Annotated in this window: 14 protein-coding genes; 3 read left to right on the forward strand and 11 right to left on the reverse strand. The window is 65.1% G+C overall.

The genetic code is table 11. From position 1 onward, the window contains the following. Positions 1-63: 63 nt before the first annotated feature. From SA190iCDA_RS19520 to SA190iCDA_RS19550, 7 genes are all read right to left on the reverse strand, one after another. A complete protein-coding gene (locus SA190iCDA_RS19520; RefSeq protein ID WP_070885681.1) occupies positions 64-876 on the reverse strand; it encodes a suppressor of fused domain protein in 813 nt (270 codons plus the stop codon). A gap of 180 nt (positions 877-1,056) precedes the next feature. Continuing rightward, positions 1,057-1,503, reverse strand: coding sequence for a type II 3-dehydroquinate dehydratase (gene aroQ / locus SA190iCDA_RS19525; RefSeq protein WP_070885682.1), 447 nt, complete (start codon positions 1,501-1,503; stop codon positions 1,057-1,059). A gap of 11 nt (positions 1,504-1,514) precedes the next feature. Then, positions 1,515-2,333 (reverse strand): shikimate dehydrogenase, encoded by an 819-nt coding sequence (gene aroE / locus SA190iCDA_RS19530; protein WP_070885683.1) that lies wholly within the window; start codon positions 2,331-2,333, stop codon positions 1,515-1,517. Then, the gene (locus tag SA190iCDA_RS19535; protein WP_070885684.1) at positions 2,330-3,562 is read right to left on the reverse strand and encodes a CaiB/BaiF CoA transferase family protein; all 1,233 of its coding nucleotides are present in this window, start codon (positions 3,560-3,562) and stop codon (positions 2,330-2,332) included. Before SA190iCDA_RS19535 ends, aroE begins: the two co-directional genes overlap by 4 nt. After that, on the reverse strand, positions 3,559-4,017 hold the full coding sequence (locus tag SA190iCDA_RS19540) for a MaoC family dehydratase (protein ID WP_070885685.1): 459 nt from the start codon (positions 4,015-4,017) through the stop codon (positions 3,559-3,561). Before SA190iCDA_RS19540 ends, SA190iCDA_RS19535 begins: the two co-directional genes overlap by 4 nt. Continuing rightward, positions 4,014-4,415 (reverse strand): VOC family protein, encoded by a 402-nt coding sequence (locus SA190iCDA_RS19545; RefSeq protein WP_070885686.1) that lies wholly within the window; start codon positions 4,413-4,415, stop codon positions 4,014-4,016. The genes SA190iCDA_RS19540 and SA190iCDA_RS19545 overlap by 4 nt, the downstream gene beginning before the upstream one ends. Next, on the reverse strand, positions 4,412-5,362 hold the full coding sequence (locus SA190iCDA_RS19550) for a ketopantoate reductase family protein (RefSeq protein WP_070885687.1): 951 nt from the start codon (positions 5,360-5,362) through the stop codon (positions 4,412-4,414). Before SA190iCDA_RS19550 ends, SA190iCDA_RS19545 begins: the two co-directional genes overlap by 4 nt. 92 nt (positions 5,363-5,454) lie before the next feature. Between SA190iCDA_RS19550 and SA190iCDA_RS19555 the strand changes: the two genes are divergently transcribed. After that, positions 5,455-6,369 (forward strand): LysR family transcriptional regulator, encoded by a 915-nt coding sequence (locus SA190iCDA_RS19555; protein WP_070885688.1) that lies wholly within the window; start codon positions 5,455-5,457, stop codon positions 6,367-6,369. Positions 6,370-6,393: 24 nt separating this feature from the next. Here the strand turns inward: SA190iCDA_RS19555 and SA190iCDA_RS19560 are convergent, their stop codons facing one another. Then, the gene (locus SA190iCDA_RS19560) at positions 6,394-7,419 is read right to left on the reverse strand and encodes a GlxA family transcriptional regulator (RefSeq protein WP_070885689.1); all 1,026 of its coding nucleotides are present in this window, start codon (positions 7,417-7,419) and stop codon (positions 6,394-6,396) included. A 122-nt stretch (positions 7,420-7,541) separates the two neighbouring features. Here SA190iCDA_RS19560 and nudK point away from each other — a divergent pair, with 122 nt between their 5' ends. Beyond that, positions 7,542-8,408 (forward strand): GDP-mannose pyrophosphatase NudK, encoded by an 867-nt coding sequence (nudK, locus tag SA190iCDA_RS19565; RefSeq protein WP_070885690.1) that lies wholly within the window; start codon positions 7,542-7,544, stop codon positions 8,406-8,408. A 630-nt stretch (positions 8,409-9,038) separates the two neighbouring features. On the opposite strand, the gene SA190iCDA_RS19570 is transcribed toward nudK, so the two are convergent. From SA190iCDA_RS19570 to SA190iCDA_RS19580, 3 genes are all read right to left on the reverse strand, one after another. Further along, positions 9,039-9,350: a hypothetical protein gene (locus SA190iCDA_RS19570; protein ID WP_070885691.1), complete on the reverse strand. Its 312-nt coding sequence runs from the start codon at positions 9,348-9,350 to the stop codon at positions 9,039-9,041. Positions 9,351-9,401: 51 nt separating this feature from the next. Continuing rightward, a complete protein-coding gene (locus tag SA190iCDA_RS19575) occupies positions 9,402-10,406 on the reverse strand; it encodes a TerC family protein (RefSeq protein ID WP_070885692.1) in 1,005 nt (334 codons plus the stop codon). A gap of 208 nt (positions 10,407-10,614) precedes the next feature. Continuing rightward, complete coding sequence (locus tag SA190iCDA_RS19580) at positions 10,615-11,538, reverse strand: AraC family transcriptional regulator (protein ID WP_070885693.1); 924 nt, start codon at positions 11,536-11,538, stop codon at positions 10,615-10,617. A 276-nt stretch (positions 11,539-11,814) separates the two neighbouring features. On the opposite strand from SA190iCDA_RS19580, the gene SA190iCDA_RS19585 reads away from it, so the two are divergent. Continuing rightward, a complete protein-coding gene (locus SA190iCDA_RS19585; protein ID WP_070885694.1) occupies positions 11,815-12,324 on the forward strand; it encodes a nuclear transport factor 2 family protein in 510 nt (169 codons plus the stop codon). The last annotated feature ends 13 nt before the right edge of the window (positions 12,325-12,337 follow it).

A 12,337-nucleotide genomic window follows, 5' to 3' on the forward strand; every position in this document is an offset into this window, starting at 1 on the left:
GCGTTCGGCCGGGCGCTCGCCGTCTTGGTGCGCCGCTGAATCAACGGGCCAAAATCGTCCGCCTCACACCACGCTGGCGCGCTGCAGGTCGCTGCGGTGGCCAACGCCGGCCGCTTGCAGGCGCTGCACCAGGTCCTCACGGGCGGCCCGGCCACCGGCACGCACGTAGTCCAGCTCGCTGGTGGTGATCAGCACCACGGGAATCAGGCTGACCGGCGACAGCGGCATGTCGTCCAGGCGCATCGGGAAGTCCGCTGGGGGGCTGCCGAGCAGTACGCCGACGGTATCGTCGTCGCTGACGAAGTGCGCGGTCAGTTGCTCGCCGATATGCTGCGACTGGCTCACGCCGGGCAGCTCCAGGGACAGCACGCCGTGCTGCTCGATCTGCTCGGCGATGCCGCCGGCGTCCGCGACCGTGCCGGCCACATGGCTCAGCAGCTCGAAGGCCCAGCTGTACTTGAGCGGGTCGACTTCGCCCGGCGTGCCCCGGGCATGCTCGGGAATATCGGCGGTTTCCAGGAACAGCTCCATCTCGAAGCCGTTACCCATGCCCTCCACGTCGTCGAAGGGATCGGACAGGCCTTCGGTGGCCAGGAGGATGGACTCGCCACGGCGCACCACGCGGTAGGCCTGGCGAGTCGACGGCCACTGCGGGCCGCCGGTGAAGCTGGGGCTGATCAGGTAGCCCAGCACGTCCTGCTCGACGGCGCCGACACCCTGCCAGTGGCGATCCAGGCAGTCGGCGCTGGCCTCGCGGGCGGCCAGATTGGCCGCTTCGGCGTCTTTTTCAGATGTTTGCCGAGCGGGCACCGCGGGCAATTCAGGCTCGGCGGAAGGTTTGGACGACAGGCCGAACAATTTGCGGAAAAAACTCATGGGCAATCCTTGCTATCGGGCTGCTCGAAGGGACGAGCAACGGCTGAAGAGGCGGCCGCCATTCTGGCGTGCCGGCAAGTGGCGTGAATGCCAAATGTGCCACCCGCCGATCAGCCCATTCGACCGTCGGCGCCCGCAAGGTTCACTGCCTGGCCGCTCTTCCCTGAGCGGCCAGTTCGCTCACGCCTGTTCGCCACGGGCCGCCGTCACCGCCGTGCGCAAGCCCAGCAGGTAGCTGTCCACACCGAAGCCGCTGATCTGCCCACGCACCACCTCGGCGAATACCGAGTGGTGGCGGAAGGCTTCGCGGGCGTGGATGTTGGACATGTGGATTTCCACCACCGGCACGCTGAGGATCGCCAGCGCGTCGCGGATGCCGTAGCTGTAGTGGGTCCAGGCGCCGGCGTTGATCAGCACCGCATCCGTGCCCTCCAGAAAGGCCTGGTGGATGCGTTCGCACATGGCGCCTTCGTAGTTGCTCTGGAAGCTCTCGATTTGCACACCGAGGGATGCGGCCAGCTCGTCCAGGCGCGCGTCGATTTCGTCCAGGGTGATGGTGCCGTACTGCAGCGGGTCGCGCTTGCCGAACAGGTTGTGGTTGATGCCGTGCAGCATGAGTACGTTCATCGTCTGCTCCCTTACACCAGCGGCACGCTGAGTCGTTTGATTACCGGCCCGGTTTGCGGACGCACGCCGCGCCACCACTCGAAGGCTTCGGCAGCCTGCTCGACGAGCATGCCGACGCCGTCCGCCAGGCTGCTTACGCCGGCCTTCTTGGCCACCTGCAGAAAGGGCGTCAGCCCCTTGCCGTAGGCCAGCTCATAGGCCAGCGCCGCATTGGCGAACACCGCTTCCGGCACCGGTGGCAGCTCGCCGGTGAGGCTGGCCGAGGTGGCGTTGATGACCAGGTCGAACGACTGCCCGGCCAGGTCTTCATAGGTGCTGAGCGACAGGCGCGGATCATTCACTTCGCTTTCCAGCACCCGCGCCTTGGCCATGTCGCGGTTGGCCAGTACCAGGCGCGCCGGGCCGGCTCCCAGGAACGGCAGCAAGGCACCGCGCACCGCACCGCCGGCGCCGAGCAGCAGAACACGGCGGCCTGCCAGCGGCTGGCCAAGATTGTGCTCGATATCACGCAGCAGCCCGACGCCATCGAAGTTTTCGGCCAGCACCGCATCGCCCTCGAACTTGAAGGCGTTGGCGGCCCGCGCCAGGCGTGCCCGCTCGCTGGGCTGGGTGGCCAGCCTGAAGGCCTGCAGCTTGAACGGCGCGGTGATGTTCATGCCCAGCCCGCCCTTGGCCTGGAAACGCGCCACGTCACCGGCGAAGTCGCTGGTCGAACCTTCGATGGCGGTGTACTCGATCTGCTGCCCGCAACTCTCCGCGAACAGTCCGTGAATCAGCGGCGACTTGGTGTGCCCGATGGGGTTGCCGATCACGGCGTATTGGTCTGTCATGCGCTTTCTCCATGGCTGTACAGCACGCCGTCGGCCTGCAGCTGGGTGATTTCCTCGAGGCTGAAGCCGAGCTGCGCGGCGACTTCGGCGTTGTGTTCACCCAAGTCCGGTGCGACGCGGGTGACCGTGGTATCGCAGTCGGAAAAACGGAACGGTAGGTTGGGCAATTTCAGGGTGCCGTAGCGCGGGTGCTGCTGCCCCATGATCATGCCGCGCGCCTGGATCTGCGGGTCGTTGACCACCTCGTCGATGCGCTGCACCTTGGCGCTCGGCACATCCACCTCATCGAGCAGCGACAGCAGGCGGGCCACCGGGTTGGCGGCCACCCAGCGGCGCACGATGGCGAGAATTTCTTCGCGGTGCGCGTTGCGGCCGCCGGGAGTATGGAAACGCGTGTCGCTGCTGAACCCGGCCACGCCGGCATCGGCTTCCACCAGGGCGGCGAAGCGCTTCCAGGAATCGTCGACCTGGGCGGCGATCACCAGGTCGCCGTCGGCGGCGCGGAATACGCCGTAGAGCGTCGAGGTCGGCATGTCATGGCCGGTCTGCTGCGGCAGGATCTGCCCGCCGGACAGGGTGTAGCACTGCACCGCGTACTCGTGCATCGACACCAGGGTGTCGTAGAGCGCCATGTCGATGTGCTGCCCCTTGCCACTGCTCACCCGGCCCAGCAGGGCGGCGTTGATGGCCGCCACCGCGTGAATGCCGGTGTACATGTCGCCCAGGGAAATGCGCAGCAGCGGCGGCGCCTCACCAGGCGTGCCGACCATCTGCATGATGCCGCTCTTGGCCTCGGCGATCAGCCCGAAACCGGCGCGGTGCGCATCCGGGCCGGTGTGGCCGTAAGCGGAAATCGAGCAATACACCAGCTTCGGGTTGCGCGCGGCGAGGTCCTTGTAGCCCAGGCCGAGCTTGTCCAGCGCGCCGGGGCGGTAGTTCTCGATGAACACGTCGGCGCTGTCGCAGAGTTTCTGCATGAAGGCTTTGCCGCGCGGGTCCTTCATGTTCACGCTGACACCCTGCTTGCCCATGTTGAGCTGCAGGAAGTAGCCGCTCTGCTGGTCATCGAGGACGAAGGCATGCTGGCGGCCGGCGTCGCCGCTGCCGGGCCGCTCGACCTTGATCACCTCGGCGCCCAGGGCCGCCAGGCAGCGGCCCACATAGGGGCCGGCGAGAAAATGGCTGTAATCGATGACACGGATGCCTTTGAGCGGCAATGGCTGGCTCATAGGCTGGCCTCCCGGCGCGGCACCATCAGGCGATGTTCACCGCGCTGCACCACCTCGCCCTTGTGGTTGATCAAGTCCGACGGCAGCACCACGATGCCCCAGCCCGGCTTGCTCTTGCTGGCGCGCATGGCGCCGACGCGCATCTTCACGTGCAGCACGTCGCCGACGCGGATGGGCTGCAGAAAATCCCAGGTCCAGCCCAGCGACATGCCGGGCAGGAAGCGGTAGTCGCACTGGGTCTTCAGGCCGTCGGCGATGGACAGCCCCATCAGCCCGTGGGCGACCAGGCCGCCAAAATGGCTGGCCTTGGCGTATTCCTCATCGACGTGCACCGGCGTGTGGTCGCCGGTCAGGTCGGCGTACGCGAGGATGCGTTCCTTGGTCATGGTGTAACTGGGGGTAATGGCTTCGTCGCCCTCGCGGGCATCATCCCAGTATTTCTCGACGATGCTCATGCCGCCCCCTCCACCCGTGCATTCACCGCCAGGGCTTCGGCCACCGCACTGGCCGGCGACGCCTGGATGAATTCCACGGCCAGGCCATCGGGCAGGCGCAGCCAGTTGCGACCCTGGGTCATCTCGGCCACGCCCTCGAAACGTAGCGCGGTGGCCAGCGCGGCCTCCATGTCCTCGCACATCATGCCCAGGTGGCCCATGCGCCCTTCCGGGCCGGCAAAGCCGGGCTGGCTGATGAACTGCATGCCGCCGAGGGTCCAGTACTGGGTCGGCTCTTCGAGGGTGCCGTGCACCTCGCGCATGGTCATGCCGAACACGTCGTGGAAGAACTTGATGTACCAGTGGATATCACTGACCGGGAAGGCCACGTGCTCCAGGTAGGCTTTGGGAATACTCATCGCTTGGTTTCCTCTTGTTGTTGATCGCCCATGGCGCGTTCGATGCCCTTGACGCACGCCACCAGCGTGGCATTGACGGGCGTGGCGATCCCGTAACGCTGGCCGAGCCGCACCACGGCGCCGTTGATGAAATCGATTTCGGTGACCGAGCCCTTTTCCAGGCTCTGCAGCATGGACGTCTTGAACGAGGCCGGCAGCCCTTCGCAGGCCAGGTTCCAGGCCTGCTCCGGTTCGGTGAGGCTGAGGGGCACGCCCGCCGCCTGTGCCACGGCGATGGCTTCAGCCACCGCGGCCAGGGCGGTTTCGCGCAGCAACGGCTCGCTATAGAGCTGGCCGTAGGTGAGCATGGTGATGCCGGTCAGCGCGCCGGTGGAGACGTTGACCAGCAGCTTGTCCCACATGGTGCCAAGGATGTTTTCGCTGACCCTGGTGTCCAGGCCGGCGCAGCGGAACACCTCGGCGATATGGCTGACGCGCGCACTGACCTGGCCATCGAGCTCGCCGATAAAGGTCTGCTTGCTCTCCACGCCGCAGCGGATGCGCCCCGGCGCCAGCAGCACACCGCCCACGTAGGTCTTGCCGGCGATGACCTTGTCGCGGCCGACCGCCTCGGCGAGCAGGTCTTCGTGGCCCAGGCCATTCTGCAGCGACAGCACCACGGTCCGTGGTCCGACCAGCGCGCCGGCGTCGGCGATGGCTTCGCGGGTGGCGAACGACTTGACCAGCACGACAAGCAGGTCGACGGCACCGACCTCTTCGGCACGCGAGGTGGCATTGATACGCACGCTGCGCTCGACGTCCTCTTCGATCACCGTCAGGTCGCTCTGTCTGATGGCGTCTATGTGCGCGCCGGCGCGGTTGAGCAGCCAGGTTTCATGGCCTGCCTCGCTCAGCGCGGCGCCAAAGGTGCTGCCCAACGCACCGGCTCCGAGGATGCAAATTTTCAAGGTGAGGCGCTCCTGCTTTTTTTCTCACCTTAAACACGCCCCCATTGTTGAGCTATACAATGAAACCAATAGCTCCATCAGAAAATCTAATAATGACCAAGATCGATGCTTTGCCAGAACCCAAGCTGCTGCACCTGTTCGACGTGCTCTACGACACCCGCAGCGTGACTCGAGCGGCCGAGCAGCTGGGCCAGAGCCAGCCGACCATCAGTCTGTGGCTCGGCAAGCTGCGCGAGCAACTGGGCGACCCGCTGTTCGTGCGCACCCCCACCGGCATGGCGCCCACGCCCCGGGCGGAAGCGCTGATCACCCCATGCCGCGAGGTACTGGAATCGCTGCGCCGGCTGACCGCCTGGGAGATCGGCTTCGACCCGGCCAGCGCGCAGCGGCGCTTCCGCCTGTGCCTGAGCGACGCCAGCCATATCACCCTGCTGCCGAAGATTCTCGAACACCTGCGCAGGGAAGCGCCCGGCATCCGCCTGGAAGTGGCGCGTATCGATGGCAATACCGAGCGCGCCCTGGAAACCGGCGAGGCCGACCTGGCGGTTGGTTTCGTGCCCTGGCTGGGCGGCGGCATCTACCAGCAGGTGCTGTTTCCGCAGGATTGGGTCTGCCTCGCCAGCCCAGGCCACCCGCGCATCGGGGGTGCGCTACAGCTCGATGAATATGTGCGCGAAGGCCATGTGTTCGTGAGTGCCGGCACCGGCCAGAAACTGCTGGAAGCCGCCCTGGCGCGCAACGCCATCGAGCGGCAGATCGTCCTGGAGCTACCGGGCTTCCTCGGCCTCGGCGCCGTGGTGGGCAGCACCGACCTGATCGCCACCCTGCCTCGGCATATCGGCGAAACGCTAGCCGGCGCCCACGGCCTGAGGGTGCACGCCTGCCCTTTCCCGATCGACACTTTTCTGGTCAAACAGCACTGGCACGCCCGCTACCACCAGGACCCCGGCAACCGCTGGCTGCGCATGACCCTCTCGACACTGTTTCAAGGAGCCGAGCCACGGTGATGCCTGCAACGCCGGCGACACGCCCTAACGCGTCGATTTCACGTTGCCGTGGCGGACTTCCCTGGACGGCGAGTTACCGAAGTACGCCGTGTAGCATTTGCTGAAATGGCTCGGCGAGACGAAGCCGCAGGCCACGCTGACGTCGAGTACCGGCAGGTCCGAGTGCTGCAGCAGACGGCGGCCTTCGGTGATGCGCAGTTCCAGGTAATAACGGGCGGGCGTAGTGCCAAGCTGCTGCTGAAACAGTCGTTCGATCTGCCGCCGCGAGCGCCCCGAGTAGGCGGCCAGCTGGTCGGTGCTCAACGGCTCTTCGATATTCGCGCTCATCAGGTTGATCACCGTGCGCAACGGCTCACTCATCTTCGCGTGCAGGGTCGGCTTGACCCGTTTGTAGCGCGACTCCTCGAACGCCAGGATGCCGACGATACCCTCGGCCAGGTCGTTGCCATGCAGCGTGCCGATCCACTCCAGCACCATATGGAAGGCCCCGGTCGGGCTAGCCGCGGTCAGCCGGTCGCGGTCGACCACGAAGCTTTCCGCGGTCACCTGGCTGTGCCGGGCGATTTCCGCCAGTGCCGCGCGGTGCTCGGGGTGGATCGCGCAGCGGTAGCCATCGAGCAGCCCGGCCTGGCCGATAAACCAGGCGCCGCTCCACAGTCCCGCCAACGCCACCTGCTTGTCGGCGGCGCTACGCAGCAGCTGCCTGAGTGCCGGAATCGATCGCAGCGGCGTGCGCAGGCCGGCGCAGATCACCAACAGGTCCAGCTCGGCGAGATCCCTGGCGGTCAGCTCGGCGTCCGGGCAGATGACGATGCCCAGGTCGCTGGTCACCGCCTGACCATCCAGGCTGAAGGTGCGGGTGACGAACAGGCCGCGCTCGATCAAGTTGGCGGTCACCAGCACGTCCAGCGCCTGGGTGAAGGCCGGCAGGGAAAAGTGCTCCTGCAGCAGAAAGCCCACGCGGGTCTGCCGGGAAGGATCCGTCTTCGCCGCCACGAAGCGCAGGTTCTGCCCCTGCAGCGTCTCGCTGAAACTGCGTCTGTCCGCCATCGCCCGCCCCTTTCTGCAGCCCGCTCACGTCTGGCCGATTGTGGCAGCTGACGGCGGACTTGGGGCGTTCATTTGAGTGTGAAACACTGCAGCGCTTCAATGGCCGGCAAGGAGACCTGCCCATGAGCAGCCCGAAGGTTCGCATCCTCAAGCAGCACCTGCTTTCGGATAACTGGTACCTACTGAAGAAGATCGACTTCCAACTGCAGCGCCGCGACGGCAGCTGGCAGACCCAGACCCGGGAGGTCTACGACCGTGGCAACGGCGCCACCATCGCCTTGTACAACCGGGCCAAGGGCACCGTGATCCTGACCCGGCAATTTCGCATCCCGGCGTTCGTCAACGGGCACGATGGCTACCTGATCGAAGCGGCCGCCGGGCTGCTGGACGACGCCAGCCCCGAGGAGCGCATTCGCCTGGAAGCCGAGGAAGAAACCGGCTACCGGGTCAGATCGGTGCGCAAGGTCTTCGAGGCATTCATGAGCCCGGGCTCGGTGACCGAACGGGTGCACTTCTTCGTCGGTGAATATCAGCCCGAGGATCGCGTTGCCGAGGGCGGCGGCCTGGCCGAGGAAGGCGAAGATATCGAGGTGCTGGAGCTGCCCTTCGCCGAAGCCCTGGAGATGGTCGACGATGGCCGCATCATGGATGGCAAGACCATCATGCTGCTGCAGTACCTGAAGACGCTGATGCCCGCTGCACCGCAGATGATCCTGATCGCCGGCGCCGATGACGAGGTGCAAAACTGCGCGGCCAGGTTGCTGCAGGCCGGGCACCTGCCGGTCACGGCAACCTGGCCGATGCAGGGCGATTCACCGGTGGATGCCGAGCGCTACGGACAACTGCTGCTCAGCCGCTGCGATGCGCTGCTGCGTGTGGCGGGGCCGTCCAGCCAGGCGGATCGGCTGGTGGCGCTGGCGGAGCAGAAAGGGATGGTGGTTTACCACAACCTGGATGAGATACCCGGCATGCAAGCGGTCCGCGTATAACTTGCGAGATGCTTAGTCAGGGTTGGTCGCAGGCTGGCGAGATGGATGAGCGAGATGTGCGCCAAGAGCCTGTTCATTATCCGTCAGCCCAGGTTCGTCGATTTTGGCAGCTAAGTGGCGGGAGCGGTTGTTCGGCCACTTTGCCTTTTTGGTGCTTTTCATGCCAAAAAACTAGCAGGCGAAACCAATCGCCCCTTCAGGAGGCCGAGCGGAATCGTTGTGGAGAGGGTTGAGCGGCATGGATGCCGCGAGAGCCGCGATGGGCCAGGGATGGCCCTTCACGGCGTGCCCTCGGAGCAATGATGGAGCGAGGGACCCCCAGCGAAGCTGGGGCCGTATGTCGGGGCTAGACCTTTTGGTTTCTTTTGGGGCGATGCCAAAAGAAACCCGCTCGACAGAGCGGAACCGAATGTATGAACAGCACGATAACGCTGGCAAACCGCAGCTAACGCATCGAGTTCGGAACGTAAAGAACTCGGGGCTAAAGCCCCTCCTACGGGTTACGCGAACGGCCGCTTCTGCCTTGTAGTTGCCGCTTAATGCGCATAACGATAGTGACCAGGTTCTAAGCAAAGCGCCGCGATCGATAAGGGTCGTGGGGCCTCCCTTCCCCGTTGAACAAAGCGCCGATCAGGTTTCCACGCTGTCATTGGGAAAGCTGCGCGGCTTTTCCTGCTCAGGCTTCTCCTGCTGTTCGCCCTCCTCCTTGGCGCCCTCCTTCTCCGGTTTGCCGAGCATTTCGTTGGTGGATTTCTGCACCTCGTCGATCTGCTCGTTGAAGGCATTGACCGTATCGCTGACCGCTTCGCGGGCGATTTCCTGCACGGCCTGCTCGGCCTTTTCGGTGAGTTTCTGCGCCGATTCTTCGGCCATCTCGCAGCCGGCCAGGGTCAGGCCGATCACGGCGACCAGGGCCAGCGCGGAAAGGGGGGACGGATTCATGGCTCATCTCCTGTAGTTGAGAAGCCCCGGCAGCGCCGGGGCGTGGGATCGTCAGTGAGGGGTCTTTTCGGCGTCGAGGGCCGGCGGGTCGTTGCGGGTTTTCCACAGCGACAGCAGCACGCCACCGATCAGCAGGCCCAGGGTCACGCTCAGGGAGATCACCGGCGGGGTCTTGCCGATGATGCCGACCAGGAAGATCTTGCCGCCGATGAACACCAGCACCAGGGCCAGGGCGTACTTGAGGTAGGCGAAGCGGTGGATCATCGCCGCCAGGGCGAAGTACAGCGCGCGCAGACCGAGGATCGCGAAGATGTTCGAGGTGTAGACGATGAACGGGTCCTGGGTGATGGCGAAGATCGCCGGTACGCTGTCGATGGCGAATACCAGGTCGGCACACTCGATCAGCACCAGCGCCAGGAACAGCGGCGTGGCCCAGCGCACCATGTTGCCGTTGGCATCCGGCTGCCGCACGAAGAAGCGGCCCTCGTGCAGGCGGTCGGTGACCCGCATGTGCCGGCGCACGAACTTGATCAGCTTGTTCTCGGACAGGTCCGGGTGGTCGTCGACCTTGCTGAACAGCATCTTCACGCCGGTCAGCAGCAGGAAGGCGCCGAACACATAGAGAATCCAGCTGAACTCGGAGATCAGGGCGGCGCCCAGGCCGATCATGATCGCGCGCAGCACGATGACCCCGAGGATGCCCCAGAACAGCACCTCGTGCTGGTACTTACGCGGGATGGCCAGGAAGCTGAAGATCATCGCCATCAGGAACACGTTGTCCATGGACAGCGACTTCTCGATCAGAAAACCGGTATAGAAATCCATACCGGAGGCGGCGCCTTTCATGTGCCAGACCCACAGGCCGAACAGCAGGCCCGCGGTGATGTAGCCGCCGGACAGCAGCAGGCTTTCCTTGACGCCGATTTCGCGGTGCTCACGGTGCAGCACCCCGAGGTCGAAGGCCAGCAGGCTGATGACGATGGTGATGAAGATCAGCCACAACCAGGTGGCCGTACCGAGGAACTCGGCGGTGAGGAACGGTACTAGGGTGCTCATGAGCCCCTCCTAAGTCAGAGTTGTACAAACTGCAACTCCGACATGGCAGCCTGGTAGCTGTCAGAGGGGCCCGGCGTCGCAGCGCCAATCTAGCAGGCGCGGCGCGGTTCTCAAGTGGCCACTCGTTGCAAATTATAACGAGGCGAAAAGCCGGAAAATCAATTCTAAGTTCGCGAAAAAGTTCCCGTTCCGACCAGGAAAAGTCGCTTCACGCCTCAGCCGTGACGGCCTCCGCTGGCTGGGCAGGTGCCCAGGCGCTACCACGCAGGCGGCTGGCATCCCTGGCCGGCGGCAGGCCGAATAGGCGCGCGTAATCGCGACTGAACTGCGATGGGCTCTCGTAGCCCACGCGGTAGCCGGCGCCCGCGGCATCCAGCGCTTCGGCGACCATCAGGCGCCGCGCCTCCTGCAGGCGCAAGTGGGTGCGAAATTCCAGCGGGCTCATGGCCGTGACGGCCTTGAAGTGGGCATGAAAGGTGGAGCGGCTCATGCCGGCGATATCGGCCATCTCATCGATTCGGCAGGCCTCGGCGTAATGGCTGCGCAACCAGACGATGGCCTTGGCGATCTGGCTGAGGCGGCTGTCGGCCCTGACCATCTGCCGCACCATGGCCCCGCCACTGCCGATCAGCAGGCGGTAGAGCATTTCGCGCACCGTCAGCGGTGCCAGCTCGGCAATATCGCCGGGCGCGTCCAGCAAGCTGGCGAGCCGGGCGGCGGCATCGAGTAACTCCGGTGTGGTTTCGCCGAGCTGGATGCCGGCGGCGGGCGCGCCATCCTTGTCGTCCGCCGGGTAGCGCAGGGCCAGATCGCTCAGCACGGTCATGTCCAGATCGACCACCAGGCACAGGTAGGGCCGCTCCTCGCTCGCCTCGATCACCGCGCCCATCACCGGCACGTCCACGGAGGCGATCAGGTAATTGGCCGCATCGTAAACGTAGGTCGTGGTGCCGGCCGTTACCCGCTTGCGGCCCTGGACGATCAGGCAAAGGGTTGGCTCGTAGACCACCGGCATCGGCACGGTCGGCGTGGCGGAACGCACCAGGCTGACGCCGGGAATCGGCGTCGGCTGAATGCCGTCACGCGGCGTATGGCGGCCGATGATCTGTACCAGCTTGTGCAGCGAATCCATGGCTTCTCCTCTGCTAACCAAGGTTTTACAAGGTTTTTCAAGCGGATGATCAGGTAAGTATCCGGGACGATCCAGCTACGGCCACAACAGGCTGTGTGGGCAGACTCGTTCACGACGGATCGGCGGGCAAGCCTGTGTGGCGCCCATCTTGCCTTACCTGAGTCGCGCTCGACAGTCCCAGGGGCTCGGACGATCAGGCAGGCGAGACGCAGACACCGGCCAGCATAGATCAGGCACGCCGATCAGATGGATCAAACAATGAAGAGGAGTTCAACCATGCGTATTACCACCTCTCGTAACACCCGCGTCGCCGCCCTGTACGGAGTCCTTTTGCTCGGCGCCCTGGTGCCGGGCCTGGCCCAGGCCGACGCGAATGTCGAGGCCCGCAACAAGCAGGCGGTCAGCCAAGCCTTCGACCGCTGGGCGGCCGGCGGCAACACCTTCTTTCGCGACATCCTCACGCCCGACGTGGTGTGGACCATCAAGGGCTCGGGCCCCAGCGCCGGGGTCTATCGCGGCGTTGACGAATTCGTGAGCAAGGCGGTACAGCCGTTCGCCGCACGCCTGTCCACACCGGTCCGCCCGGTCAGCAAGCAGGTGTGGGCCGATGGCGACCACGTGATCATCCAGTGGGACGGCACCGGTATGGCCGGCGATGGCCAGCCCTATCGCAACAGCTACGCGTGGATCTTCCGCATGCGCGACGGCAAGGCCTACGAGGTGTCGGCCTACCTCGACCTGCCGGCCTATGACGATGTGCTGCAGCGCATCCCCGACCCGGCATGACGGCCATGACCTG

Origin of the sequence: Pseudomonas argentinensis (assembly GCF_001839655.2) — a bacterium.
GTDB lineage: Bacteria > Pseudomonadota > Gammaproteobacteria > Pseudomonadales > Pseudomonadaceae > Aquipseudomonas > Aquipseudomonas argentinensis_B.